The sequence below is a fragment of the Arthrobacter sp. ISL-85 genome (genome assembly GCF_018613675.1).
GTDB lineage: Bacteria > Actinomycetota > Actinomycetes > Actinomycetales > Micrococcaceae > Arthrobacter.
In genome coordinates, this window is sequence record NZ_JAGGPQ010000019.1 from 109979 (window position 1) to 133352 (window position 23374).

At 65.2% G+C, this 23374-nt stretch carries 29 protein-coding genes; 14 read left to right on the plus strand and 15 right to left on the minus strand.

Going from position 1 to position 23374, the window contains the following annotated elements; genetic code table 11:
• Positions 1-1098 carry a ferredoxin reductase gene (locus tag J7I84_RS15195; protein WP_214945380.1) on the minus strand — a complete coding sequence of 366 codons (1098 nt, stop codon included), beginning with the start codon at positions 1096-1098 and terminating at the stop codon, positions 1-3.
• A 144-nt stretch (positions 1099-1242) separates the two neighbouring features.
• Positions 1243-2268, minus strand: a complete 1026-nt coding sequence (locus tag J7I84_RS15200) for an LLM class flavin-dependent oxidoreductase (protein WP_214945381.1) — start codon at positions 2266-2268, stop codon at positions 1243-1245.
• Positions 2269-2322: 54 nt separating this feature from the next.
• On the opposite strand from J7I84_RS15200, the gene J7I84_RS15205 reads away from it, so the two are divergent.
• Genes J7I84_RS15205 through J7I84_RS15220 form a run of 4 tightly spaced genes read left to right on the plus strand, consistent with a single transcriptional unit; the run spans position 2323 to position 4709 of the window.
• Entirely contained in the window at positions 2323-2682 is a 360-nt protein-coding gene (locus J7I84_RS15205) for a YnfA family protein (protein ID WP_214945382.1), read from the plus strand.
• Between the two features lie 47 nt (positions 2683-2729).
• On the plus strand, positions 2730-3932 hold the full coding sequence (lhgO, locus tag J7I84_RS15210; RefSeq protein ID WP_214945383.1) for an L-2-hydroxyglutarate oxidase: 1203 nt from the start codon (positions 2730-2732) through the stop codon (positions 3930-3932).
• A 41-nt stretch (positions 3933-3973) separates the two neighbouring features.
• Positions 3974-4372, plus strand: coding sequence for a YidH family protein (locus tag J7I84_RS15215; protein ID WP_396020078.1), 399 nt, complete (start codon positions 3974-3976; stop codon positions 4370-4372).
• Positions 4373-4376: 4 nt separating this feature from the next.
• A complete protein-coding gene (locus tag J7I84_RS15220) occupies positions 4377-4709 on the plus strand; it encodes a DUF202 domain-containing protein (RefSeq protein ID WP_214945384.1) in 333 nt (110 codons plus the stop codon).
• On the opposite strand, the gene J7I84_RS15225 is transcribed toward J7I84_RS15220, so the two are convergent.
• A complete protein-coding gene (locus J7I84_RS15225; RefSeq protein WP_214945385.1) occupies positions 4706-5104 on the minus strand; it encodes a hypothetical protein in 399 nt (132 codons plus the stop codon). The genes J7I84_RS15220 and J7I84_RS15225 overlap by 4 nt on opposite strands.
• Before the next feature lie 84 nt (positions 5105-5188).
• Here J7I84_RS15225 and J7I84_RS15230 point away from each other — a divergent pair, with 84 nt between their 5' ends.
• The 3 genes from J7I84_RS15230 to J7I84_RS15240 all read left to right on the plus strand — a co-directional run bounded on the left by J7I84_RS15230 (position 5189) and on the right by J7I84_RS15240 (position 7863).
• Positions 5189-5425, plus strand: coding sequence for a DUF2630 family protein (locus tag J7I84_RS15230; RefSeq protein ID WP_214945386.1), 237 nt, complete (start codon positions 5189-5191; stop codon positions 5423-5425).
• Entirely contained in the window at positions 5425-6219 is a 795-nt protein-coding gene (locus J7I84_RS15235; RefSeq protein WP_214945387.1) for a carbon-nitrogen hydrolase family protein, read from the plus strand. Before J7I84_RS15230 ends, J7I84_RS15235 begins: the two co-directional genes overlap by 1 nt.
• A 324-nt stretch (positions 6220-6543) precedes the next feature.
• On the plus strand, positions 6544-7863 hold the full coding sequence (locus J7I84_RS15240) for an ammonium transporter (protein ID WP_214945388.1): 1320 nt from the start codon (positions 6544-6546) through the stop codon (positions 7861-7863).
• A gap of 9 nt (positions 7864-7872) precedes the next feature.
• On the opposite strand, the gene J7I84_RS15245 is transcribed toward J7I84_RS15240, so the two are convergent.
• Positions 7873-8499: a PadR family transcriptional regulator gene (locus J7I84_RS15245; RefSeq protein WP_214945389.1), complete on the minus strand. Its 627-nt coding sequence runs from the start codon at positions 8497-8499 to the stop codon at positions 7873-7875.
• Positions 8500-8677: 178 nt separating this feature from the next.
• Here J7I84_RS15245 and J7I84_RS15250 point away from each other — a divergent pair, with 178 nt between their 5' ends.
• Positions 8678-10849: a transglycosylase domain-containing protein gene (locus tag J7I84_RS15250; protein WP_214945390.1), complete on the plus strand. Its 2172-nt coding sequence runs from the start codon at positions 8678-8680 to the stop codon at positions 10847-10849.
• Positions 10850-10957: 108 nt separating this feature from the next.
• Here the strand turns inward: J7I84_RS15250 and J7I84_RS15255 are convergent, their stop codons facing one another.
• From J7I84_RS15255 to J7I84_RS15270, 4 genes are all read right to left on the minus strand, one after another.
• On the minus strand, positions 10958-11551 hold the full coding sequence (locus tag J7I84_RS15255; RefSeq protein WP_214945458.1) for a DUF1992 domain-containing protein: 594 nt from the start codon (positions 11549-11551) through the stop codon (positions 10958-10960).
• A gap of 175 nt (positions 11552-11726) precedes the next feature.
• Positions 11727-12224 carry an SRPBCC domain-containing protein gene (locus J7I84_RS15260; protein ID WP_214945391.1) on the minus strand — a complete coding sequence of 166 codons (498 nt, stop codon included), beginning with the start codon at positions 12222-12224 and terminating at the stop codon, positions 11727-11729.
• 12 nt (positions 12225-12236) lie between these two features.
• Positions 12237-12569 carry a helix-turn-helix domain-containing protein gene (locus tag J7I84_RS15265; protein ID WP_214945392.1) on the minus strand — a complete coding sequence of 111 codons (333 nt, stop codon included), beginning with the start codon at positions 12567-12569 and terminating at the stop codon, positions 12237-12239.
• A gap of 206 nt (positions 12570-12775) precedes the next feature.
• Positions 12776-13510, minus strand: a complete 735-nt coding sequence (locus J7I84_RS15270; RefSeq protein WP_214945393.1) for a GAF and ANTAR domain-containing protein — start codon at positions 13508-13510, stop codon at positions 12776-12778.
• Between the two features lie 335 nt (positions 13511-13845).
• Between J7I84_RS15270 and J7I84_RS15275 the strand changes: the two genes are divergently transcribed.
• The 4 genes from J7I84_RS15275 to J7I84_RS15290 all read left to right on the plus strand — a co-directional run bounded on the left by J7I84_RS15275 (position 13846) and on the right by J7I84_RS15290 (position 16469).
• On the plus strand, positions 13846-14097 hold the full coding sequence (locus tag J7I84_RS15275; RefSeq protein ID WP_214945394.1) for a hypothetical protein: 252 nt from the start codon (positions 13846-13848) through the stop codon (positions 14095-14097).
• Positions 14094-14858: a GAF and ANTAR domain-containing protein gene (locus J7I84_RS15280; protein ID WP_214945395.1), complete on the plus strand. Its 765-nt coding sequence runs from the start codon at positions 14094-14096 to the stop codon at positions 14856-14858. Before J7I84_RS15275 ends, J7I84_RS15280 begins: the two co-directional genes overlap by 4 nt.
• A gap of 227 nt (positions 14859-15085) precedes the next feature.
• A complete protein-coding gene (locus J7I84_RS15285) occupies positions 15086-15280 on the plus strand; it encodes a hypothetical protein (RefSeq protein WP_214945396.1) in 195 nt (64 codons plus the stop codon).
• Between the two features lie 151 nt (positions 15281-15431).
• Positions 15432-16469 (plus strand): nitronate monooxygenase, encoded by a 1038-nt coding sequence (locus tag J7I84_RS15290; protein WP_214945397.1) that lies wholly within the window; start codon positions 15432-15434, stop codon positions 16467-16469.
• Between the two features lie 86 nt (positions 16470-16555).
• On the opposite strand, the gene J7I84_RS15295 is transcribed toward J7I84_RS15290, so the two are convergent.
• On the minus strand, positions 16556-17596 hold the full coding sequence (locus tag J7I84_RS15295; protein ID WP_214945398.1) for an NAD(P)-dependent alcohol dehydrogenase: 1041 nt from the start codon (positions 17594-17596) through the stop codon (positions 16556-16558).
• A gap of 191 nt (positions 17597-17787) precedes the next feature.
• On the opposite strand from J7I84_RS15295, the gene J7I84_RS15300 reads away from it, so the two are divergent.
• Positions 17788-18681 carry a helix-turn-helix transcriptional regulator gene (locus J7I84_RS15300; RefSeq protein WP_214945399.1) on the plus strand — a complete coding sequence of 298 codons (894 nt, stop codon included), beginning with the start codon at positions 17788-17790 and terminating at the stop codon, positions 18679-18681.
• Positions 18682-18731: 50 nt separating this feature from the next.
• Here the strand turns inward: J7I84_RS15300 and J7I84_RS15305 are convergent, their stop codons facing one another.
• Both J7I84_RS15305 and J7I84_RS15310 read right to left on the minus strand, forming a co-directional pair.
• Positions 18732-19139 (minus strand): VOC family protein, encoded by a 408-nt coding sequence (locus J7I84_RS15305; RefSeq protein ID WP_214945400.1) that lies wholly within the window; start codon positions 19137-19139, stop codon positions 18732-18734.
• An 89-nt stretch (positions 19140-19228) separates the two neighbouring features.
• On the minus strand, positions 19229-19945 hold the full coding sequence (locus tag J7I84_RS15310; RefSeq protein ID WP_214945401.1) for a hypothetical protein: 717 nt from the start codon (positions 19943-19945) through the stop codon (positions 19229-19231).
• A 117-nt stretch (positions 19946-20062) separates the two neighbouring features.
• On the opposite strand from J7I84_RS15310, the gene J7I84_RS15315 reads away from it, so the two are divergent.
• On the plus strand, positions 20063-20485 hold the full coding sequence (locus J7I84_RS15315; RefSeq protein ID WP_214945402.1) for a universal stress protein: 423 nt from the start codon (positions 20063-20065) through the stop codon (positions 20483-20485).
• A gap of 67 nt (positions 20486-20552) precedes the next feature.
• Here the strand turns inward: J7I84_RS15315 and J7I84_RS15320 are convergent, their stop codons facing one another.
• From J7I84_RS15320 to J7I84_RS15335, 4 genes are all read right to left on the minus strand, one after another.
• A complete protein-coding gene (locus J7I84_RS15320; protein ID WP_214945403.1) occupies positions 20553-20948 on the minus strand; it encodes a cupin domain-containing protein in 396 nt (131 codons plus the stop codon).
• A 45-nt stretch (positions 20949-20993) separates the two neighbouring features.
• Positions 20994-22217 carry an MFS transporter gene (locus J7I84_RS15325; RefSeq protein WP_214945404.1) on the minus strand — a complete coding sequence of 408 codons (1224 nt, stop codon included), beginning with the start codon at positions 22215-22217 and terminating at the stop codon, positions 20994-20996.
• A 70-nt stretch (positions 22218-22287) separates the two neighbouring features.
• Positions 22288-22557 carry a DUF817 family protein gene (locus J7I84_RS15330; protein ID WP_396020077.1) on the minus strand — a complete coding sequence of 90 codons (270 nt, stop codon included), beginning with the start codon at positions 22555-22557 and terminating at the stop codon, positions 22288-22290.
• A complete protein-coding gene (locus J7I84_RS15335; RefSeq protein ID WP_214945405.1) occupies positions 22550-23368 on the minus strand; it encodes an oxygenase MpaB family protein in 819 nt (272 codons plus the stop codon). The genes J7I84_RS15330 and J7I84_RS15335 overlap by 8 nt, the downstream gene beginning before the upstream one ends.
• Positions 23369-23374: the final 6 nt, after the last annotated feature.

Here is a 23374-nt window from a genome sequence, read left to right on the forward strand (position 1 = left end):
TCAGAGTTCGAGGTTGACGGGTCCGGCGGCTGCCGAAACACACGTTTGGATCAGTTGGCCAGGTTCGCCGTGGATTTCCCCGGTGCGGAGGTCGCGGACCTGCCCGGCCAGCAGGGGGGTAAGGCAGCTGTGGCAGATACCCATGCGGCATCCGCTCGGCATCAGCACCCCGGCGTCCTCGCCGATGTCCAGGATGGGGGTGTCGCCGTCGGCTTCCACCTCCCGGTCGGAGGCTTCGAAGGTGACCAGGCCGCCGTCGTGCCCTACTCCGGCGTTGAAGGTGGTGTTGAAGCGTTCAATCATCAGGTTACCGGCGTCTCCGGCCACGGCAACGTCGGTGCCGGGCGCGCGCGTGGTCAGGGCTGCCCGCTTCCACAGCGCCTCGGCGTCGTCCAGGAAGCTGTCCGGGCCACAGGCGTAGGCCGCCCGGTCCTTCCAGTCGGGGCAGATCGCGTCCAGCTCCTTGGTGCTGGAGAAGTCCATCCGGCCCTGCTCGCCCGTGTACCAGTGCGCCAGCCGGAAGTTGGGGAACTGGTCTGCGAGCTCTGCGAGTTCCTCACGGAACAGGCTGTCGCCGGGAGTACGGGCGGAGTGGACGAGGACGACGTCGGCATCCGGACGCCGCGGCACAAGGGTGCGGATCATGGACATCACCGGAGTGATGCCGCTGCCGGCGGTGACCATGAGAAGGGGGCGTGGATGCTCCGGAAGCACGAAATCGCCCTGCGGCGGGGCGAGGAACAGGACATCGCCGGGCTTGGTGGTGCGCACCAGGGTGCCGGAGACGGCACCCACGTCGGTGACGGTGATGGCCGGGTCCTTGCCGGCGGGGGCGCTTAGCGAATAGGAGCGCCAGTGGCGAACGCCGTCGAGTTCGACGCCGATGCGGGCCCACTGACCTGCCATGTGCGCCTTCCACCCGCGGCCAGGGCGGAAGAAGATGGTTGCCGACTGCGCTGTTTCCTGCACCACCCGGGTCACCACGCCACGAAGCTGCCGGGCCGAGTAGACAGGGTTGAACAGCGAAAGAACGTCCTCCGGCGTCAAAGGCGTAGTGAGAACTGAGGCCGCCTGGGCCAGTTGTCGTAGCCGGATCATGCGTCAAAGCCTAGGGCGGCGCGAGCCATATTTCTCTCTCTCCGTCATATGACCGGTCAGCAGTCACAGTGTAGTTGGGCGCGCGAAGCCCCCACACCGCACTTTAAGAGTAACGGTTCGGTATCGCAAAAGGTTCCCAGCGTCCTATCGGCTCCATCCCAGGGCCGGGGCAACGAATTGCGCTATGTTGCCCAGGAGCTTGGCGTTGAAGTCCACGCCCAGCTGGTTTGGAACGGTCAGCAGCAGGGTGTCGGCCGCCTGCACCGCCGTATCGGCCGCGAGCTGCTCGGCCAGAAGGTCGGGCGCGCCAACGTAGCTCTTGCCGAACCGGGAGGTCAGGCCGTCGATGACGCCTACTTGGTCGCGGCCGTCGCGGAGGGCGCTTCCGGCGAAGTAGTAGTTGTCCTCCTCATCAACGATGGGAAGGACGCTGCGGCTGACCGACACCCTTGGCTGATGGGCGTGGCCTGCGGTTGACCATACCTCCCTGAACAACTGGATCTGTTCGGCCTGGAGTTCATGGAAGGGCACGCCGGTGTCCTCGGTGAGCAGCGTGGAACTCATCAGGTTCATGCCGAGTTCCGCGGACCAGACCGCGGTCTTCCTGCTGCCGGCGCCCCACCAGATCCGTTCCGCCAGTCCCGGGGACTGGGGCTGGACGGGGAGGAGGCCGGCAGCGGCCCCGGCGTAGCGGGGATCGGCCTGCGCCATCCCGGCGCCGGTGATGGCCTTGCGGAAGACGGCGGTGTGGCGGCGGGCCATGTCCGCATCGGTCTCCCCCGGCTGCGGCCGGTGGCCAAATGCAGACGCACCCTCCAGGGCAGGCTCGGGTGAACCGCGGCTGATGCCCAGCTGCAGCCTGCCGCCGCTGATCAGGTCCGCCGTCGCGGCCTCCTCAGCCATGTACAGCGGGTTTTCGTAGCGCATGTCGATCACGCCGGTGCCAATTTCGATGCGGCTGGTGCGGGCGGCGATGGCCGCCAGGAGCGGGAAGGGCGATGCCTGCTGCCGGGCGAAGTGGTGGACGCGAAAGAACGCGCCGTTCACTCCAAGTTCTTCGGCGGCAACCGCCAGTTCGACGCCCTGGAGCAGGGCGTCCGCCGCTGTCCTGGTGCGGGAACCCTGGCCGGGGCCCCAGTGGCCGAATGAAAGGAATCCGATGCGCTCCATACCTCCCCCAACTGTCCGGCCAACAACGGCATTCCCGGCTGGGATGATGGCTGCGTGGGTATTCCGGACGAAATTGTCACCATTTCCAAGACCATCGTGCTGTTCGTGCTGGCCGCTGCCGCGGAAATCGGGGGCGCCTGGCTGGTGTGGCAGGCCGTCCGGGAAGGCAAGGACTGGTGGTGGGCCGGTCTCGGCGTGATCGCACTGGGCGCCTATGGCTTCGTGGCTACGCTCCAGCCGGACGCCCACTTCGGCCGTATCCTGGCGGCCTATGGCGGAGTGTTTGTAGCCGGCTCCCTGGCATGGGGTATGGCTTTTGACGGCTTCCGCCCGGACCGCTGGGACATCGCCGGGTCGGTGGTCTGCCTGCTGGGAGTTGCCGTGATCATGTTTGCACCGCGGAGCGGCGGATAAGCAGCGCCGCTGTGGCTAGAATCTAGCCACAGCGAAAGGCGGGACCTGTGGAGCGGGTGGACTACTGCGTTATCGGCGGCGGAATCGTGGGCCTCGCAACGGCCTATCAGCTGCTGCTGAAGCAACCGGGAGCCTCGCTGGTCCTGCTCGAGGCCGCGGAGACCCTGGCCTCACACCAGACAGGCCACAACAGCGGCGTCATCCATTCCGGGATCTATTACGCCCCGGACAGCCTTAAGGCGCGGTTCAGCAAAGCCGGATCGCAACAGACCAAGGAGTTCTGCCGGGAGCACGGCATCAGGTACGCCGAGCCGGGCAAGCTGCTGGTGGCCACTTCGGCCGTGGAGCTGGACCGGCTGGAGCGCCTGGAGGAACGCGCTGTTGTCCACGGGCTGGACTGCGAGCGCGTGGACCAGGCGGAACTCAACCGCCGCGAACCGAACGTTTCAGGCCTCGGCGCGCTGTTCATTCCCAGCACCGGCATCGTGGACTACCGGGAAGTGTCGCAGAAGCTGGCCGAACTCATCGCTTCAGCCGGTGGACGGGTCATCACCGGAGCCAAAGTGGGCTCGATCGTGGAGCATTCCGACCGCGTGGAGGTCGGCACGGGACAGGGCGCCTACTCCTGCCGCCGCTTGGTGGCCTGTGCGGGCCTGCAGTCGGACCGTTTGGCGGAACTGGCCGGAATGGAGATCGACATCCAGATCATCCCTTTCCGCGGGGAGTATTTTGAGCTGCCGGAATCCAAGTGGGACTACGTCACGCACCTGATCTACCCCGTACCGGACCCGGAGCTGCCTTTTCTAGGGGTCCATCTCACCCCCACCATCAACGGCAGCATCACCGTGGGACCCAATGCGGTGCTGGGCCTGGCCCGGGAGGGCTACCCCAAATTCTCGGTGGACTTCAAGGATGTGGGCCGCTACTTGCGCTTTCCGGGGCTGTGGCACGTGGCCAGGTCCAATGCCAGCACCGCGGTGCGCGAAGCCCGGAACTCGCTGTTCAAGGGAAGCTACCTGCAGGAATGCCGTAAATACGCCCCCGGCCTGGCCAAAGCGGACCTGCTGCCATATGAGGCAGGCATCCGGGCACAAGCTGTGCGCCGGGACGGAACGCTCCTCCACGATTTCCTGCTGGCGGAGACGGACCGGATGATCCACGTCTTGAATGCCCCCTCCCCCGCCGCAACCGCTGCCCTGCCTATCGGAGAACACCTGGCAGGCAAGGCCGTGCTCCGCCACGCTTCATGACAGGCAGGCTCTCACCGGGCCGCCGCTAAACTGGCCCGGTGATCAACAGTGAGCAGCCAGCCAAGCCAATCCCGCCATCGCGCGGAAAGATGGCTGAACGGCTGCTGCCCGGCGGCGAGGAACCGGACCCGCGCTTCACGCTCGCGAACGAACGAACTTTCCTGGCTTGGATCCGGACCTCGCTTGCGCTGCTGGCGGGGGGCATCGCCATCGAGGCGTTCACGTCCGGCCTTTTCATTGAGCCTGTCCGGAAAGGCCTGGCCGTCCTGTTGCTGTTGCTGGGCATGATGCTCAGTGGCGGAGCGGCCATGCGGTGGCTTCGGGTGGAGCGGAGCATGCGCAACAAGGCCCCACTGCCGCTGCCGCTCTTTGTGCCCCTGTTGGCCGGGGCAGGCGCGCTGGCTGCCGCCGTCGTCCTTGTCTTCATCCTGTGGCGCTGACTGCATGGCATCCCGCGCCCCCAGCCCCCACGGCGATCCCGGCCTGCAGCCCGAGCGGACGGCGCTCGCCTGGGGCCGGACCATGCTGGCACTCGTAACGGCAAGCGCCTTCTTCCTGCGCTGGCTTCCCACGTACGGGCCGCCCATCCTGATACTGCCGGTGATTTCCGGTGGCGCCGCCCTTGCCATCTACCTCACCCAGCGCCGCCGCTACCAGGCCAGGTCCCACGGCCTGGCAGGCGAAAGCATCGAAGCCGACCTGCCCGCGGTGCTCTGGACCGCTTTCGCGGGAGTCGCCCTGGGGTGCCTGGGCATTGTGGTGGTCCTGGTCAGCTAGAACATCGGCAGGACGAAGCCGGCCAGCAGTGCCACCGCGCCGATCGCCGTCAGGCAGCGGCCCAGGACTGAGGCCGTCCGCCCCGCTTCCTCAGGCGGGGTGGTCTGCCACTGCGTTGGGCGCTTGGGGTGGTAGTAGAGGGGCAGGGTGTCTCCGGCCGCCATGTCCTTGATGTCGTAAGGGGACATCGGAGCATTGTGCACCTGATGCTTCCTGTCGAACCAGCGGAAACCCACACCCGTGGAATCCGAATACACCACGGCCTCGGCCACGTCCCAGGGGTGCACGAAGCGGCGGAGGAAACCGGTGTAGAAGAGCAGTCCCAGTCCGGCGGGCAGGCACAACCAGGTGAGCACTTCCAGGATAGGACCTGCCATATCAAGCGCAGTGGGCATGAAGTTGATGGTACAGCCCGGGGCTGGCTCCTTCAGCACCTACTACGTACGCTGAAGGGGACCGGACCAGAGTAAGGGGAAACCATGAATGATCAGGATATTTTGACGCACATCCAGGCCTTGGTAGAGGAGGAGCACTCGCTGCGCGAAGGTGCACCGGAGGGGCAGGCGCCGGACCAGGCACGGCTCAAGTACGTGGAAGAAAGCCTGGACCAGTGCTGGGACCTGCTGCGCCAACGGCGGGCCAAGAAGGATTCAGGCGACAACCCGAACGACGCCGAGGCCCGCCCCATCAGCGAAGTGGAGGGCTACAGGCAGTAATGCGTATCGCCATCGCCCAAATCATCAGCAGTGTAGACACCGCCGCCAATTTGGAACTCATCTGGGAATATGCCGCCCAGGCCAAGAACGCGGGCGCACAGCTGGTGGTCTTTCCCGAGGCGACCATGCGCGCCTTTGGCCACTCTTTGAAGGATGTTGCCGAGCCCGTTGAGGGCCCGTGGGCCAGCGAGGTCCGCAGGATCGCCAACGAACTGGACATCACGGTCGTTGCCGGCATGTTCACTCCAGGGAAGGACGGCCGGGTACGTAACACGCTGCTGGTCACCGGGGCCGGGGTGGAGGCGTCGTATGACAAGGTCCATCTTTTTGACGCCTTCGGCTTCACTGAGTCCAGGACGGTGGACGCTGGGGAGGCGCCGGTAACGTTCGCACTGGATGGGACGGTGTTCGGGCTGGCAACCTGTTACGACGTCCGTTTTCCGGACCTGTTTACCGCCAATGCCAACGCAGGTGCCCAAGTCAATATCGTGTGTGCCTCCTGGGGCGCCGGTGAAGGCAAGGCGGAGCAGTGGGATTTGCTGGTGCGCGCCCGGGCGCTGGACAGCACCACGTTTGTGGTGGCTTGCGGCCAGGCGGATCCCGAAACGGTGGGCGCCGGTCCCGCGGGCACAGCGCCCACCGGTATCGGACACAGCGCAGTTATCACCCCCCTGGGAAAGGCGGTGGTGGCGCTTGGCGGGAAGCCGGAACTCGCCGTCGTCGACATTGATCCCTCAACTGTGGACGACGTACGGGCCAAACTGCCTGTGCTCGCCAACGCCCGCAGGTTCTGAACGCGTGAGTTGCCGTTCATAGCTTCGAAACAGACGGCAAAAGAGCGTACGACGGCGGGTCTCACCTACCGCGGGCCGTTTCGGCCCGCGGTAGCGCGGAAACGGAGGGGCTGGCGCCCGCGCTGCCCGGCCCTGGAGGAGCTGCCGTTTACATGCCGGAAACATAGCCGATACGCGAACTTCACACAGGAGCCATTTGTGTAACGTGACGGCAACCTTAAGCGGCATTGACTGAAACACGCGACGCCAAAAATGGATCCCGGGGGAAACGCCGCGGGGCCAAACGGGCCCTGCACCACGTTCACGTTGCGAAGGGACCCATCGGTGGAAATCACTGCCCAACACGTCTGGCTGATGATTTCGGCCGCAATGGTACTGTTCATGACCCCCGGACTCGGCCTCTTCTACGGCGGCATGACCCGGGCCAAGGCCGCGCTGAACATGATCATGATGAGCTTCATCTCGGCGGGAATTGTTGGCGTGGTGTGGGTCCTCTGGGGCTACTCGATGACCACCGGCAACGGCGTCCTGGGCCTCTTCGGCAATCCCTTCACCAGCTTCGGCCTGCAGAACCTGATAGGTTCACCGGACCTTCTCAAAGCCGGATTCAGCGCCACCTTCGCGATCGTCACCGTGGCGCTGATCAGCGGGGCCATCGCCGACCGCGCCAAGTTCGGCGCCTGGGCCCTGTTCGTACCGGTATGGATCACCGTGATCTACTGCCCCCTTGCCTACATGATCTGGGGTGGCGGTCTGATGAGCGCAGGGGGCGCGGTCACGGAAATCTTCGGCCAGGTCATCGATTTCGCCGGCGGCGCCGTGGTGGAAATCAGCTCTGGAACGGCGGCCCTGGTGCTGGCCGTAATCGTTGGCCAGCGCCATGGCTTCGCGAAGGACCCCAACCACCGCCCCCACAACCTGCCCTTCATCATGCTCGGCGCGGCGATCCTGTGGTTCGGCTGGTTTGGCTTCAACGGCGGCGCCGCCACCAGCGTGGAACAGGCCGGCCTCATTTGGATCAACACCCTGGTAGCTCCCGCCGCAGCCATGCTCAGCTGGCTGGTCACCGAAAAGGTCCGGCACGGGCACCCCACTTCGCTGGGCGCAGCCTCCGGCGTGGTTGCCGGCCTGGTGGCTATCACCCCTTCCTGCGCCAACATCAGCCCGGTGGCCGCTATCGGCCTGGGCCTGGTGGCGGGCGCGGCATGCTGCGTCTTCGTGGACCTCAAGTACCGTTTTGGCCTGGATGACTCCCTGGACGTTGTGGGCGTCCACCTGGGCGCCGGCCTCATCGGCACCCTGTCGTTGGGTTTCATCGCCCTCCCCGTGAATGGCCAGGGCGGCGGCCTCTTCTATGGCGGCGGCGTCCAGCAGCTCATTGCCCAGGCAGCCGCCGTCGTCATTACCCTGCTGTTGTCCGGCCTTGGAACCACTGTCATTGGCCGGGTGATCAACAAGACGGTGGGCTTCCGCGTGAGCCACGAGGCCGAGACCGCCGGCGTGGACCTGTCCGAGCACGCAGAGACTGCCTACGCGTTCGGCGAGATCGGAGCCAGCTTCAATCCCCTGCGCCAGGCCGCGGCCCACATTCCTACGGCAGCTGCTCCCGCCGAACGCCACGCCAGGGAAGACTCCTTCGCGTAAACTCCCGTCCTAGTCCGCCAGGATCTTATAGAGGGCGCGGCGCGTTTCGTCCATCTTCTCGACGGCGGCAGCGCGCTGTTCCTCCGTCACACCGGTGCGGAACTGATGGATGGCACCCATGAGCTTGCCGATGCTTTGGTGGAAGTCCCGGTCCGCACTGTCCGGTTCTGCGTTCCAGGCGTTCTCCATCTCCTCGGCGTGTTCCGCCACGTAGGCCTTGCCTGCATCGGTGAGGGCAAATTCAGTCCCACGGCCTTCGCTGAGTGCCTCGATCAGGCCCTCGTCCACCAACTGCTGCAGGGTGGGGTATATGGATCCGGGGCTGGGCCGCCACATTCCGCCGGTCTTTGCGGCGATGGTCTTGATCAGTCCGTAACCATTGGACGGGGCCTCTGCCAGGAGCGAGAGGATGGCCGCGCGGACATCGCCCCGGCTGGCCCGCCGGCTGCCCCGTCCGAAGCCTGGTCCGAACCCGGGACCGAAGCCCTGCCCGAAGCCTGGCCCAAAACCGGGACCGAAGCCGGGACCGAAGCCCGGGCCCCGGTGCCCGTGCGGCCCCCGGCGTCCCCTGCCCCGTTCGAAGCGGCCCCTGCCGAACTCAGGGTCTGGATGTTTCTCGTCAAATATGCCTTTCATGGTGGCATCGTCCCTTTCAATTGAGGTTCTCGCTGTTACTTCAGCGATAGTTAACGATATGTCGTTAACTATCGCTGAGTCAATGCCTGTACGTGACCAAATCCTGACCTTTCCGCCTCTGGTTCGCCCCTCGACGGGAGCGTATTCTGGTCCCACCTTCGAAGGCGGGGGCTGAGGAATGGCAAGGAAGCGGAAGCGCAGGCGCGGCTTTGGTGCAGCCCTGGGAAGGATTCTGGGGTTCCTCGCAGCGAGTGTCATGTGCGGTGTGCTGGCGGCCAGCCTGGTGGTGCCGGCGGTGGCAGCCGCGGGCATGGGGGTCAGCTCCTCCATCGGTTTCTTTGAAAGCCTGCCCGCCGAGTTGACGGTGCAGCCACCGTCCCAGGCCACCAAGGTCCTCACGTCGGACGGGCAGCAAATTGCAACCTTTTACGCGGAGAACCGCGTGAAAGTGCCGCTGGACCAGATGTCGCCCTTCATCAAGGACGGCATTGTCGCCATCGAGGACAGCAGGTTCTACGAGCACGCCGGCGTGGACCCGCAGGGCATTCTGCGGGCGGTGGTGTCCAACCTGACCAAAGGCGGCGAGCAGGGCGCGTCCACCATCACGCAGCAGTACGTCACGAACGTCCTGAACGAGGCGGAGCTTTCCCAGGACAGGCCGGACGCAGTGGTCCTGAACGGGCAAAAGAACTTCGGCGACAAACTGCGGGAGATGAAGCTTGCCATCACCCTGGAGAAGAAGTACACCAAGGACCAGATCCTTGAGGGGTACCTGAATATCGTCTTCTTCAGCAGCAATGCCTACGGGATTGAAGCCGCGGCACGCTACTTCTTCAGCACGAGCGCGAAAAACCTCACCCTTCCCCAGGCAGCGTTGCTGGCCGGCGTCGTAAACAGCCCCACCCTGTACAACCCGGTGACCAATCCGGACAAGTCGATTGTTCGGCGGAACCAGGTCCTGTCCGAGATGCTGCGCCAGAAAAAGATCACGCAAGCCCAGCACGATGAGGCCGTGGCCACCCCCATCCAGCTGAAGATCACGCCGCAACAGCAGGGCTGCGCCAATGCAGCCATGGCACCGTACTTCTGCGACTACATCTCGCACCTGATCCTGAACAATCCGGCTTACGGGCCCACGGAACCTGAACGCGAGCGACGACTGTACCGGGGCGGCCTCACCATTGTCACCACCCTGGACAGCCGGCTCCAGGCGGCGGCCCAGGCCCAGGTGGATGGGACCGCGGGCGCAAATCCGGACCGATGGGCGGCGTCATTGCTGAGCATCCAGCCTGGCAGCGGGAAGATCCTGGCCATGGCCCAAAACACGGTATTCCTCCCGCAGCCCGGCAAGTTCGATACAAACCTGAACTTCAATGTGGATGCCAAGGACGCCCAGGGCAACGACCTGAACGGTGCCGGGGGGTTCCAGCCCGGGTCCACCATGAAGCCCTTTACGTTTGCGGAGTGGCTGAACGAGGGCAAGCCGCTTACCGCCGAAGTGGACGCATCCCGCCGGGTCTACCCCTTGGGGTTCCCGTGGAAGGACAGTTGCGGGAAGGTGCTGGGAGCGTACAGCACGGCTCAGGCAAACCCGGCTCTTGGCGCTGCCGATGACCTGCAGAACGCGGAGGACGGCTTCTACCGGCCGATGCCGGTCAACTACGGCCTGTATAACTCGATCAACACCGCCACCTTCGCCTCGGCATCCCAGCTGGACTTCTGCGGAATCCAGAAGATGGTGGACTCTGTGGGCCTGCACAGCGGCCTGGACAGCACCCCGGTCAACATGCATCAACTGGGCAACCTGCTGGGCGGCACCGGAGTGGCCCCCCTCACCCTCGCAAATGCCTTTGCCACCTTTGCGACGGATGGCCGATACTGCGCGCCCATCGCTGTAGTTGACGTCACGGATGCTGCCGGGGCAAAGCTGCCCGCACAGGCGCCGGACTGCCACGACGCCGTCAAACCCGACGTCGCGCGCGGCGTCAACTCTGTGCTGCAGGACGTCCTGAAGAAGGGCTCAGGCGTCTGGATCAACCCGAAGGTGCAGGACAAAGTTCCTACCGCAGCCAAGACGGGCACCTCGAACAACAACGGTTCCACCTGGGTGGTCGGGTACACCACCGGTCTGGTAACGGCATCCTTCTTTGGGGATGCACTGGAAGGCCAAAAGCGGGCAGGGCAGAACGTGACCATTAACGGCACCTTCTACCCCAGCCTTGACGGATACATGATCGCCGGCCCGCAGTGGGCCAACTACATGCTCAAGGTGGCGCCGCTCTACCCGGCAGCCCCGTTCGCACCCCCGCCCGCTTCGATGATTGGTCCAAATCCGAACTACAGGCCCTAGCCCCGGACCCAAACCGGAAAGCACGGCTGCGATCCCGCGCCGCGGCCGTGTTCGGGGGCACTGCGACGACACGTGGCAGGCCGCTGGCGAGGGTTTGAATCCAGCTTCCTAGCCCGTGCCCTTCCACAACCGATTCCACCAGGAGCGCTCACGCTCCGGCTCGACAGGGGCCTCGGCAACCCACGCGGCGCGGCGGCTGCGCCAGCGCTCCACGTCCTCTTCGACGTCACGGGTCTTGGTGATTACCGGCGGCCCGCCCTGCAACTGGCGGCGGGCGTCAATTACCCGCCGGTTGAAGTCCTGCAGGATGTCCCGGACCTGCTGCTCCGTGTACTGGGCGTCCAGCTTGGCGTCGAGTTCGGCATCCTCGGCACGGAGCAGGATAGCGGGAGGGCCCAGGCCGCTGAGGTTTTCCCGCTGGATCAGCCCCTTGACCCACCAGTCGGGATCGTAGGATTCGCCCAGGCCAGGGATTGGTTTGCCGGCGTACTTCAGGTTGTCGAACTTGCCCTGCGCCATGGCGTCCCGGACCAGGTATTCGGCGCGGGCGGCGTCGCTGACTTTCCGGCGCTTCTCCCGCTCCTGCGCGTCGAGGGCATCCAGCGCCGCTTCCTCCTCGGCGCTGATCCCGGCACCACGATATGAACGGACTTCGGCCGCCCGCTCCAGGCGCTTGCGGAAATCCCCTGCCCCGCCGCTCATTGCTGCCACCGCCTCCCCTCGCCTCATCCCCGACTTCCAGTATTCAGCGGCGGGCTTGCGCATTCAACGCCCATGGGCGGCCGCCACCCAGGGGTGAGCGGACGACGGCGGGACGTCCCGCCGTCGTCCGTTTACCTGGCGCCGTGGCGACGGCTTGGGACAGTTTTTGATGAAATCAGGCGTTGGCGTGCTCGGCGAGGATGCCGTCGATCTGGCCGACGGCCTCCTTGAGCCCCTCTTCCATGCCCATCGCCATTATCTGCTCCAACTGTTCCTCAGACTCGAACGTGGACAGCATGGTCATGCGGGTGCGCTCCCCCAGCGGCTCCAGGGTCACGGTTGCGTGCGAGATGCCCAGTTCGTCCGTGGGTTTGCCGTCGCTGTCCGCAAAACCGTCGTTGAACTCGAGCCGGCGGGGCGCATCGATGCTGGTGAACTCCCACCAGCCGTGTGCTTTGTCCCCTTCCGGCCCTGTCATGTAGTAGCTGGCCTTGCCGCCGGGTACGAAGTCATGCTTGTAGAAGGTCGCGGGATAGGTGGGCGGGCCCCACCAGCGCTCCAGCTGCCGTGGGTCCTCGAAGAGCTGCCAGACGCGTTCCACGCCGGCGTCAAACTCGGCAACAAGGGTAAGGCTCAGGGCCTCGGGGTTCTTGTCCATACTGATGACGGTCATGGCATTGCCTTCCTAACCTTCAGCGAGAATGTCTGCCATCCTGGCGGCGCGCTGCCGCCAGATCTGTTCATAGTCGTCGAGCAGCCGCCGGGCATTTCGCAGGCCTTCATGATTGCCCCGCACCATCTGCTCCCTCCCGCGCTTTTCCTTGGTGACCAGGGATGCGCGCTCCAACACCGCCACGTGCTTCTGGACGGCGGCGAAACTCATGGCGTAGAGGGCTGACAGGCCGGTGACGGAGTATTCCTCGACGGTGACCCGACGGATGATGTCCCGCCGCGTGGCGTCGGCGAACGCCTGAAAAAGGCGGTCCAGTTCTGTCCCGCTCAGCTGATCTACAACCATTTGGTTGTATGTTAGCCGTGCAGTGCATCCAGGGTCAATGGCTTATTTCCTGCCCCTCCCCATTGGCCCTGAGAACACCGCCATGGTGCTGGAATCAGCAGGAGCCAGGGGACTATAAGATCATCGGCAGCGGCAGCTGTGGGACATCCGCGGGGTCAACGGCGCTGCCGCCGTGTCCCTCAGGGCAGCTGGCCTGGAGGCACTGGCTAGGAGTCGAAGTGGGTCTGGATGCTGCTGCCGGACAACTGCTCGATCAGTTCCTTGGCCACATCCCGCAGTTTCCGGTTGCGGTTGCTGGAGACCTTGGTGAGGATTTCCATCGCCTCTTCCTGCGAACACCGGTTTTGCGCCATGATCACGCCGCAGGCCAGATTAATGGCGGTCCTGCTTTCGAGCGCCGCTTCAAGGTCGTCGGCCCGGTTCTGCGCAGTGTGGATGCGGACCGAAAGGTTCAGTGTGTTGTGGGCAGCCGCAGCGAAGCCCACGGCCTTGTCGTAGACGTCAGCGGTAAACACGCCCGGTCTGGTGGCGAAGAAGTTCAGCGCAGCTTTGGCGTCGCCGCTGATCTCCAGCGGTACACCTAAAGTGCTGTGAATGTTATGCTCCTCCAGCTTGCGATTCAACGGTATCCACCGCGGATCATTAGCTACGTCATTGATGAGCACCGGGGTCATTTCCGCGAGTGCCCTTATGCATGGACCATCGCCGACGGCCTGCTCGATATGGTCAAGCTCAACAGCGCGCTCACTGCTGCCGGCCGCGGTAGCGGGACGTCGGCGAATCTTCAGGGTCACGGCGCACTCAATTTCGTCATCCGCCACCTCAGATACTGCCGCTGCCGCCAGCCCCGAGAGTCCTGACAGGAACTCCACGGCGTTGCCGGCACCCACCAGAACCTCCTGGAGGTGCTGGATGGTCTCTTTGTCGGCAGAATTCAGCATGGCTTACATCTTACGGACATGGCAGCTGACCTGGATAGCGACAGGATGACGACGGGTGGGCCCCTCATCCCCATCCGCACTTTCAAGGCTCCTACCATAAATACGCGCGGGAGCGTAGTGTCAAAGGTAGGAGATTTCGGGATGGGGGACAGGGTCCAGAGGTTGAATGCACGGGCCGTCCGCGTCAAAGAGCGACGACCGCCAGCTTGGCGCCAAGCGTCTGGCGCAACCTGGGATCGAGGCCACATGGCCAGCAACCACCGCCCGTCAAACTTCGGAATTCCCCCATTGCCCGTGTCTGCGCTTCTTGCCGCCCTGCCGAATGGAAGGCAAAGATGAACGCCGATTGGACCAACGGGCCTGATCAACTCTCGGAAGCCGACGAGCAGCGGCGGGGTGCCGCCCGTCGTTTCCGTGACGCACAGGTTCCACTGATTAAACTGTGGACCTACTACTACGGCCTGGGCGGGGATGCCGACGAGCTGTCCCTGGACGCCTACCTCAATGAGGCACTGCACCTTCCGGCCGCCCAGGTGGGACTGATCACCACGGCCATGACGGAATTAACCGCAGCTGAGGACGAATGACCGCCGAAGAGGGTCATTCCGACGACCGCGACCGCGGCGCTGCGGAAAAGGCGACGTTATCGCTTGAGTCCCTCGTCCTGGAAAGCCCGGACATCAAGGCGTTCATGGTGGAGCTGGCCATCGTGGCAGCCTCGCGGCTGTCCAGGCCCGGCAACACCATCCACAGTGGCGTTACCGTCCTCCGGCACAGGAAGCCGCAGGCCATGGCAGCAAGTGACGCCGCCGCCATGGCGCTGGATGAACTGCAGAACGGATTCGGGGAGGGCCCCTGCCTCACCGCACTCCGCCAGGGGACCACGGTCCTGGTGCCCGATCTCACCGCCGAGACCCGCTGGGGGCCCTATGTCAGGGCAGCGATAGCGCACGGAGTGTCCTCAATCCTCGCCGTTCCGCTTGACCTCTCGGGCGAGGCAGATGCGGTGCTCAACCTTTACTCGGGCCGCAGCAATGGATTCGCAAGCGAGGGCATCGCCACGGCGGAGACATTCGCGCGGCAAGCGGCAACCTCCCTGCGACTGATTCTGCGGATATCGCAACTCAGTGAGGCCAGGAGCGACCTGTCCGCCGCGATGCAGTCCCGCACCGTGATCGACATGGCAGTGGGGGCCATCATGGCCCAGAACCGCTGCGACCGGGACACAGCCTTCAGCATCCTCACGCGCGCCTCCAGCACCAGGAACATCAAGCTCCGGGAAGTGGCAGCAACCGTCATCACCTCGATTTCCGGGGAGCAATGGATCACCGCACACTTCGACGAGTAGCCGTGTTCCCGCTCACAAGTGATGAGAAACACTTGCAACAAATGCCCTGTTTGGTTGAGGCGTTACATCACCCACGGGCACTATGGATACGCAGGGCCGGAACCATCCGCCCTTGACATCCTGGTGACGCAACGAGGCCCACCGGTGAGCACAGGCCACCGACCCTCCGAGCGCGGACAGGCCGTTGCCGGCTACCGAACCGGCTTGACACTGGAAAGTACTGAACAATGACGTTTAACACTGCCGAATCCGTGACGCTGAAGATCTGGGACCGGGCATCGCTCCACGAGACTCTTGATTCCGCGGTCTCCGACCTGTCCACGCGCCACAACACCACCACCTGCCGCATCGCTGTCACCTGCAGCGGCCCCAACACGTTCACCCTGAGCGTGCGCGGGAACGAGCCCGCACTGGCTCTCTGAGCGACCCAACGTAAAGGGGCGCGGACGACGGCGGAGACCCACCCGCCGTCGTCAGCGCCCTTTTTGCTGCCCGCGCCCCAAGATCCACGTCGAACGGGCGTGCGGACCGGCGTAGCATTCGTCTGGTACGCGCAACAAACGGGAAGGGCACATGGCTACGCAGCACAAGGGCACCAGGTTTCGTCTCGGGTCGCTGGCACTGCCCGTCATCCAGGCCCCGATGGCCGGCGGACCTTCCACTCCGGGGCTGGCAGCTGCCGTAAGCGAGGCCGGCGGGTTGGGCTTCGTTGCGGGGGGTTACAAGACCGCGGCAGCCATGCGCGCCGAGATCGAGGCCGTCAGGGGACACACGGACAAGCCATTCGGCGTGAACCTGTTCGTACCCCAGCCGTCAGTTACCAGTCCCGAAGTCCTGCAGGAATACGCCGCTTCGTTAGCGCCGGACGCTGAACGCTTCGGGGTCAGCCTGGGAGATCCGAAGCATGACGATGACGATTGGGACCAAAAGCTCAAAGCACTGCTGGAGCTGGCACCGGCCGTTGTTTCGTTCACCTTCGACTTGCCCGAACCCAGCGTGGTGGAGGCCCTCCAGCAGCGCGGAGCGTACGTGATCGCCACAGTCACGGACCGTGACGAAGCGCTGCAGGCCCTTGCGGCAGGTGCTGACGCCCTCTGCGTCCAGGGCCCGGAAGCCGGCGGCCACCGCGGAACGTTCAAGGCGGACGCGCCTCCTCCCCTTGTGCCCCTTCACGGGATCCTCGGCGAGCTGTCCGACCTGGAGGTGCCGCTCATCGCTGCGGGCGGAATAGCCACTGCAGAACACACCCGGGCCGCGCTCGCCGTCGGTGCCGCTGCGGTCCAGGCGGGAACCGCGTTCCTCCGCGCGAATGAAGCCGGGACCAAGGCAGTGCACCGGGCGGCACTGGCGTCGTCGGACCGTTTCACCACCACAGCCGTCACCCGGGCCTTCTCCGGCCGCAACGCGCGCGGCCTGTACAACGAGTTCATGCGCCGCCACGACGGTGATGCCCCTTACGGATACCCGGAGATCCACCACCTCACCACTCCCCTGCGCGCCGCCGCGGCGGCAGCAGGAGAGCCGGACTGGCTGAACCTGTGGGCCGGCATCAACTACCGGAACTGCATGGAGGGCTCCGCGGCATCAATCCTGGCGAGCCTCGCGCCGTGAGGCTTTGCCCGCCGTCGTCCGTTCTTTAACGCCCGACGGCGGGCCAGCCCCTTGTGGGTGCCGGTCCGCCGTGCGTGCGCGGTGCTTTAGAGGGTGGCGGTGTCGATCACGAACCGGTACCGGACGTCCGAGGCAAGGACGCGCTCGTAGGCTTCGTTGATCTTCTCGGCCGGGATGACCTCGATCTCTGCGCCCAGGCCGTGCTCGGCGCAGAAGTTGAGCATCTCCTGGGTTTCGCGGATGCCGCCGATCATGGAACCGGCGAAGGACCGGCGGCCGCCGATCAGTGCGAAGGCGTTGACGGGAAGCGGCTCGGCCGGGGCGCCGACGTTCACCAGGGCGCCGTCGAGCTTCAGCAGGCCCAGGTAGGAGCTGATGTCGAGTGAAGCGCTGACCGTGTTGATGATCAGGTCGAAGGAGCCGGCGAGCTGCTCAAAGGTGCCGGGATCGGTGGTGGCGAAGTAGTTGTCCGCGCCCAGCTTCAGGCCGTCCTCCTGCTTCTTCAGCGACTGTGACAGGACGGTCACCTCGGCGCCCATGGCGTGGGCCTGCTTGACTGCCATGTGGCCCAGGCCGCCGAGGCCGACGACTGCAACCTTCTTGCCCGGGCCCGCGCCCCAATGCCGCAGCGGGGAGTAGGTGGTGATGCCGGCGCACAGCAGCGGCGCGGCGACGTCGAGGTCGATGCCCTCGGGGATGGTCACCACGAAGTCCTCGGTGACCACCACTTGCGTGGAGTAGCCGCCCTGGGTGATGGTGCCATCGCGGTCAACGGCGCCGTAAGTGCCAACGTTGCCCTTGACGCAGTACTGCTCCTCGCCCTTCCGGCAGTTCTCGCATTCCCTGCACGAGTTGACCATGCAGCCAACGCCGACACGGTCGCCGACCTTGTGCTTGGTCACTTCGCCGCCAACCTCGGTGACAATGCCCGCGATCTCGTGGCCAGGAACCAGCGGGTACTGCTGCGGGCCCCACTCGCCGCGGACGGTATGGATGTCCGAGTGGCAGATGCCGGCGAACTTGATGTCGATCAGGACATCGTGCGGACCCACTTCGCGGCGCTCGATGGTGGTTGCCACCAGGTCCTCCGTGGCGGACGGGGATGCATAAGCCTTGACGGTAGTCATGGTTCTCCTGTGATCTGTTGGGGGACTTTAAAAATGTTACCGGGGTTGTTCGGGGCAATCCCGGGAAATGGCCGGGTCAAGGGTGGCCCTGTTGTAACTGGTCTTATGAGTCCTACCCACATGCCCTCCCGCTATGAGTGGTTATGGCAGAACCTCCTTAGGGTCCTGCCATTCGTCGTAACGTGTTCCTTATGGATAACCGAGCCGAGGTACGGCAGTTCCTGTCCTCACGACGTGGGCGGATCACCCCGGAGCAGGCAGGCATCGAACCCTACGGCGGCCGCCGCCGCGTACCGGGGTTACGGCGGGAGGAAGTGGCACGGCTGGCGGGCGTCAGCGTGGACTACTACACGCGCCTGGAACGGGGAAACCTGAGCGGTGTTTCGGACAGCGTCCTGGACGCCATCGCCGGCGCCCTGGAACTGGACCGCGCCGAGCATGACCACCTCTATGACCTGGCCCGGGCAGCGAACACCTCGGGCCGCAAGCGTGCCGCGGCTGCCGGCGGTTCCGCACCGTCAAAGGTCCGGCCGGAGCTGCAGTACCTCCTGGACGCCATCACCGACGCGCCGGCCTTCATCGGCAACAACCGGATGGACATCGTGGCCGCCAACACCCTGGGCTACGCCCTGTACTCGGACATGTACCGCAATCCGTCACGGCCCGCCAACCACTCCCGGTTCATTTTCCTGGATCCCCGCTCCCACAACTTCTACACGGACTGGGACCGGGCGGCCCACACCAACGTGGCCATCCTCCGGCGGGAGGCCGGCCGCAATCCCCATGACAAGGGCATTGCCGAACTCATTGGCGAACTGTCCATGCGCAGCGACGAATTCCGCACCCTCTGGGCAGCGCACAACGTCCGCCGCCACTACGCGGGCACCAAGTTCTTCCAGCATCCCGTGGTGGGACTCCTCGAGCTGAACTACCAGGTGCTGGGCCTGGAAGAGGACCCGGGGCATACCCTCACCGTCTATCCCGCCACGCCCGGCAGCCCCTCCGGGGAAGCCCTCAAGCTCCTGGCCTCCTGGGCGGTAACGGAAAACATCGTGGAGACGGCGCAGGCAAGGGTAGGCAGCTAGCAAGCGTGCCCGGCCCGGTCCGGTCCAGTCCGGCGCGGTCCGGCCCGGCTTCAGGCGTCGGCGCCGGGCTCATAGCCAATGAGCCAGTGGAGCCCGTAACGGTCGATGACCTGGCCGTCCGAGGCACCCCAGGGCTTGGCTGCAAGAGGGTCCACCACGCGGCCGCCGGAACTGAGTTTGTTGAACCAGTCGCGGAGGACTTCAGGCTCGGCGCTACCAAGCAAGGAGAGCATTGCGCCTTCAAGCCGGACGCTCTTCCCGCCCGGTGGGGTATCCGAGCCCGCCAAGGCAACAGCGCCCCTGAGTTCGCCGTGGGCAATGGCATCCGGCGGCCCATCCGTCCGGCCGAAATCCTCGTTTGTGTGGAGGGAAAGCTCGCCGCCAAAAACGGCCGCGTAGAAGCCCAGTGCCTCGCGGGCTGTGCCGGGAAAGCTGGGATAGATCTGGGGTGCGGTCATTCCGCCAGCCTACAGACACCAGGCCTTGGTGTGTCCGGCCGCCGCAAAGGCGGGAAAGCTATGGAACGTTCGACGGCAGCCCGGAGGGTTCAGCGTCCACCCGGGCGCCGGCCCGCCACCTCGCCAAAGCCGTCAACGGCTTGCTGGGCAGCACGGTACAGGGCAGGATCCGACCAGGGCGCCCGCGCCCATGCGCTCACGGCCGCCAGGGCCCCCGCCAGCATGGTGGCGGGTTCCTGCCCGGCGGGCATTCCTTGTGCCAGGATCGCTTCCCGGTCATTGGACAGGGTGTCCGCCATGGTTCGGGTGCTGACCCGCTGCCAGACATCAGGGACGGCATCCACGTCCACCAGCCGCTCCCGGAGCGGCCAGTTCCCGACAAAGCGTGCCACCCAGGCCTGGTGCAGCTGCTTGTAATCCCTAATGAAGCTCCGCCTCGTCCAATTCGGGTAGGCGGACAGCACGAGCACACATGGGACGAGGACCGCCAGCACTGTCAAGGCCCATGCCGCTCGTCCTGCGTCCCCGTCCTGAACCGCATCATTGTAGAGTCCCAGCAGTACTCCACCGGTGATGGAACCTAGGATCCAACTGACGCACAGGATAGTGCTCCGACGTTCCTGCGCCTTACTGGGGTGGAGGTCCGGTGCCGGTTCCGCGGCAGCAAGCGCCTCGGCTTCGGTCAGGCCGGTGTTCAGGAGTTTGCTGGTCCCCGCGCCGGGCAGGCCTGATTTGTCCGGCACCTCTACATAGACCGGCGGCAGGCCCGTCAGGTCCTGCAAAGCCTGGTTGGTTATCGCACCCATGTTCCCCATCACGCCGGCACGGACTCGCCTTCAGAGTCTACGGTTAGGCGGGCCCTACACGGGTAGTCCTTAGACTGACGAATGGATGTTTATGCCGGTACTGACGAAGGAGCAGGAATGAGTGGAGTAGTAGTTGTGGGTGTGGATGCCAGCCCTTCCGCACGGAAGGCTGCAGAAGTGGCGCTGGGACTGGCGGAATCCCTGGGGGCGTCGCTGCATGTGGTGACCGCCTTTGAAATGGAGAACGCCGAAACCTTCGGAGTGGGATCGGACAAGGTAAGGGTCTCCAACGCCGACAGCTCGGAAATGGTGGCCAAATCGTTGGGCGCATCGCGGCCCGGAGTGGAAATCACCCACTTCGCTGCCCGCGGCAAGCCCGCTGACTCGCTGATTAAGGAAGCCATCCGCCTGGACGCCCGGGTGATCGTAGTGGGCAACCGGAGGATGCGCGGCATCGGCCGGCTCCTTGGCAGCGTCGCCAACAGCGTGGCGCACAACGCCCCGTGCGATGTCTACATCGCCAACACCTACGAGGACTGACCCCTCCTGGGAAAGAACAGACGACGGCGGAACGTCCCGCCGTCGTCCGCCCACCTTCTTTACGTGGTCACGCGCCGTATTCCTCGTCGGTGACGTGATCGAGCCAGGTGACAACTTGTCCGTTCCCGTCGGCTTCCTGCATCGCGACATGGGCCATAAACCGCTCCGGCGTTGCCCCGTGCCAGTGTTCCTCCCCCGGCTCGATGTAGACCACGTCACCGGGACGGATCTCCTGGACTTCCCCGCCGCGCCGGGCCACCAGTCCGACGCCGTCCGTGACGTAAAGGGTTTGGCCCTTGGGGTGGTGGTGCCAGGCGGTGCGGGCGCCGGGTGCGAAGCGGACGTGCGCGCAACCGATGGCTGACTGCTCGTCGGGGTTGCGGATGCCATCAACCTGCACTGTCCCTGTGAACCATTCCTTCGGCCCGGCTGCTGTCTTGCCGCCGCTCTTGGTGTACTTCATGTTTTCCTCCTGCTGTTTCGGGTTATTGGTGAATCCGTTGGCTGGTCAGGCAGTCCGGTCTGTGATCCGCGAGGTCACGAATGCAAGGACGGCTGCGACGGCAAGGACAGCTGCGGCCGCCAGGAAGGCGCCGCCGTAGCCGGCGGAGTCGAACAGCACGCCACCCAGTGTTGATCCGATGGCGATTGAGGTCTGGACGACGGCCACCATGAGGCCTCCACCGGCCTCGGCGTCGTTTGGCATTGCTTCCGCGATCCAGCTCCACCAGCCCACGGGAGCGGATGTGGACATCAGTCCCCACAGTCCCAGGAGGACCAGGACGGCGGCGAGCCAGCCGCCGGTGGGAACGAGGGCGGCGGCGATGACTGCCATGAGCGCCGGAATGGTGACGAGCGTCCGGTACAGGCCCTTCCCCAGGAAGCGGCCAATCAGCAGGGTGCCGGCAAAGCCCGCCACCCCGATGACCAGCAACGCCAGGGACACCGTGGCGACGTCCGCCCGGGTCACTGTCTCCAGGAACGGGCGGATGTAAGTGAACAGGACGAACTGGCCCATGAAGAAGGACCCGCAGGCGGCCATCCCCCAAGCGACGGGACGGCTCTTGAACGCGGCGAAGATCGAGAAGACGTTTCCGGACGCCTGCGGGCGCTTCTCCACCTTCATGGAAGGAAGGGTGATCCACTGCCAGACAAGGGCAAGCACCGCCACCGGGACAATGCAAAAGAACGCCCCACGCCAGCCGATGGTCGAGCCCAGGTAGCTGCCCAGCGGCGCTGCCAGCACGGTGGCCAGGGCATTGCCGCCATTAAAGATGGCCAGGGCGCGCGGCACCTGGTGGGCCGGCACCAGCCGCATGGCCGTGGCTGCGGACATGGACCAGAAGCCGCCGATCACCACACCGATGAGGGCACGGCCGATCATGAAGAGCAGGTATCCCGGGGCCAGGGCAACCAACGCACCGGAGACGGCCATCACTGTGGTCAGGCCCAGCAACAGTGTCTTGCGGTTCATGCTGCCGGCCAGCCTGGACACCGACAGGCTGGCGAGGACGGCAAAAAGGCCGGAGATCGCAATGCCCTGCCCCACCATTCCCTCCGAGACCTGGAGTCCGGAGGCCATCGGGGTGAGCAGGCTGACCGGCATGAATTCGGAGGCGATCAGCGCGAAGACGCACAAGGACATCGCGAAGACGCCCGCCCAGTGCGCGCTGTGCTGCACACCTGGCTTCGTGGGAGCGCTGGTACTGGTAACAGTTGTTTCGGGGGCCATGCCCTCCATCAAACCGTGCTCCCCGAGCCCTAGCGAGGGCCCTGCTGAAACGGGTTTTGGCAGACCCCCCTTACCGCAGCTGCGCCGTGGACGGGACCTCGCGCCGTCGTCCGTCCACCTTCTCCGGCGGCCGCGGCTTGTACACCCAGGCCACCAGCAGGAACGACACCACCAGCGGCATGCGGAACTCCCGCCGAAACACGCGGAAGTGCATCACGCAACGGCCAAAAACAAGGACGACGGCGGTGAGCAGCACCTTGGGACCGCCGGCGGCGGCTGCTGCCAGGAAGCGGCGGGCGCGTTCGTCGATCCGCTGCTCCACCGTAGTGGAACTACGCACTGATCCCCTGGTGCTGGCTTGGCTGGCGGTTCCCCCGCAAGTCTCTGTCGAGTTCGGCCAAGCAATAGTCCTTAAACCAGTGCCTGATGCCTTGCGGGAGCCTGGGGTAGGCCACCGCAAGGATGCGCCATGTCCGGTCGTAGCGGCGCTGGTGGCGGTCGCTCCACGCGAGGCCGAAGTCCTTCCGCAACTGCTCCGGGAGGAGCCCCGCGGTGAGGAACCTCGCAGATGGCATGATGGCGCGGTACCAGAGTGCGGTGTGCCCGGGGTACAGCAGCCCGCGTCCAACGCGTACCCCTTCTTCCTCGGCGTGGAGGGTGGAGAGCTGCTCCTCCCAGTACCGGCCGAACGCTGCCCTGTCCTTCGGCCACATGTCCGCCGGAAGCTGCAGGGCGGTGCCGATCCGCGCGTAGTCCCGATACATTGCGTCCGCGGCTTCGTCGTCCAGCGGGCCGCGAATCTTCTCGGTGATGGTGAGTGCAGTGTCGTAGAGCGTGGCCGCCACCCAGAGCTGCAGCGCCGGATCGTAGGCGTTGTAGCCGGCACTGGATTCATCGGCAGTCCGGCGCACCGGAACGTGTGCCTGGTTCACCCGCCGGCGGACTTCCCGGGCCTGTTCCTCGGTTCCGTACACAGTGGCGTAAACGTAGGTGAGCGTGCCTTTGAGCCGGTTCACGGGACGCTGGGTAAATGTACTGTGCGCCGCCACACCACGGCCAATGGCCGGGTTCGCAAGCTGCAGCAGGATGGCCCGTCCTGCCCCGGCGAGCAGGATGCCTTCCGCCCGGTAATCGGCGAGTCGCTGCACCATGTGATC

Excerpts from the sequence above, each read along its gene's own strand:
- J7I84_RS15285 (WP_214945396.1), top strand. The coding sequence starts at position 15,086 with ATGACGTTTAACACTGCCGAATCCGTGACGCTGAAGATCTGGGACCGG.
- J7I84_RS15225 (WP_214945385.1), bottom strand. The coding sequence starts at position 5,104 with ATGCCCACTGCGCTTGATATGGCAGGTCCTATCCTGGAAGTGCTCACC.
- J7I84_RS15255 (WP_214945458.1), bottom strand. The coding sequence starts at position 11,551 with ATGAGCGGCGGGGCAGGGGATTTCCGCAAGCGCCTGGAGCGGGCGGCC.
- J7I84_RS15260 (WP_214945391.1), bottom strand. The coding sequence starts at position 12,224 with ATGACCGTCATCAGTATGGACAAGAACCCCGAGGCCCTGAGCCTTACC.
- J7I84_RS15280 (WP_214945395.1), top strand. The coding sequence starts at position 14,094 with ATGACCGCCGAAGAGGGTCATTCCGACGACCGCGACCGCGGCGCTGCG.
- J7I84_RS15295 (WP_214945398.1), bottom strand. The coding sequence starts at position 17,596 with ATGACTACCGTCAAGGCTTATGCATCCCCGTCCGCCACGGAGGACCTG.
- J7I84_RS15200 (WP_214945381.1), bottom strand. The coding sequence starts at position 2,268 with ATGGAGCGCATCGGATTCCTTTCATTCGGCCACTGGGGCCCCGGCCAG.
- J7I84_RS15270 (WP_214945393.1), bottom strand. The coding sequence starts at position 13,510 with ATGCTGAATTCTGCCGACAAAGAGACCATCCAGCACCTCCAGGAGGTT.
- J7I84_RS15250 (WP_214945390.1), top strand. The coding sequence starts at position 8,678 with ATGGCAAGGAAGCGGAAGCGCAGGCGCGGCTTTGGTGCAGCCCTGGGA.
- J7I84_RS15265 (WP_214945392.1), bottom strand. The coding sequence starts at position 12,569 with ATGGTTGTAGATCAGCTGAGCGGGACAGAACTGGACCGCCTTTTTCAG.
- J7I84_RS15310 (WP_214945401.1), bottom strand. The coding sequence starts at position 19,945 with ATGGGTGCGATAACCAACCAGGCTTTGCAGGACCTGACGGGCCTGCCG.
- J7I84_RS15195 (WP_214945380.1), bottom strand. The coding sequence starts at position 1,098 with ATGATCCGGCTACGACAACTGGCCCAGGCGGCCTCAGTTCTCACTACG.
- J7I84_RS15235 (WP_214945387.1), top strand. The coding sequence starts at position 5,425 with ATGCGTATCGCCATCGCCCAAATCATCAGCAGTGTAGACACCGCCGCC.
- J7I84_RS15315 (WP_214945402.1), top strand. The coding sequence starts at position 20,063 with ATGAGTGGAGTAGTAGTTGTGGGTGTGGATGCCAGCCCTTCCGCACGG.
- J7I84_RS15275 (WP_214945394.1), top strand. The coding sequence starts at position 13,846 with ATGAACGCCGATTGGACCAACGGGCCTGATCAACTCTCGGAAGCCGAC.
- J7I84_RS15220 (WP_214945384.1), top strand. The coding sequence starts at position 4,377 with ATGGCATCCCGCGCCCCCAGCCCCCACGGCGATCCCGGCCTGCAGCCC.
- J7I84_RS15305 (WP_214945400.1), bottom strand. The coding sequence starts at position 19,139 with ATGACCGCACCCCAGATCTATCCCAGCTTTCCCGGCACAGCCCGCGAG.
- J7I84_RS15245 (WP_214945389.1), bottom strand. The coding sequence starts at position 8,499 with ATGAAAGGCATATTTGACGAGAAACATCCAGACCCTGAGTTCGGCAGG.
- J7I84_RS15300 (WP_214945399.1), top strand. The coding sequence starts at position 17,788 with ATGGATAACCGAGCCGAGGTACGGCAGTTCCTGTCCTCACGACGTGGG.
- J7I84_RS15320 (WP_214945403.1), bottom strand. The coding sequence starts at position 20,948 with ATGAAGTACACCAAGAGCGGCGGCAAGACAGCAGCCGGGCCGAAGGAA.
- J7I84_RS15230 (WP_214945386.1), top strand. The coding sequence starts at position 5,189 with ATGAATGATCAGGATATTTTGACGCACATCCAGGCCTTGGTAGAGGAG.
- J7I84_RS15325 (WP_214945404.1), bottom strand. The coding sequence starts at position 22,217 with ATGGCCCCCGAAACAACTGTTACCAGTACCAGCGCTCCCACGAAGCCA.
- J7I84_RS15335 (WP_214945405.1), bottom strand. The coding sequence starts at position 23,368 with ATGGTGCAGCGACTCGCCGATTACCGGGCGGAAGGCATCCTGCTCGCC.
- J7I84_RS15290 (WP_214945397.1), top strand. The coding sequence starts at position 15,432 with ATGGCTACGCAGCACAAGGGCACCAGGTTTCGTCTCGGGTCGCTGGCA.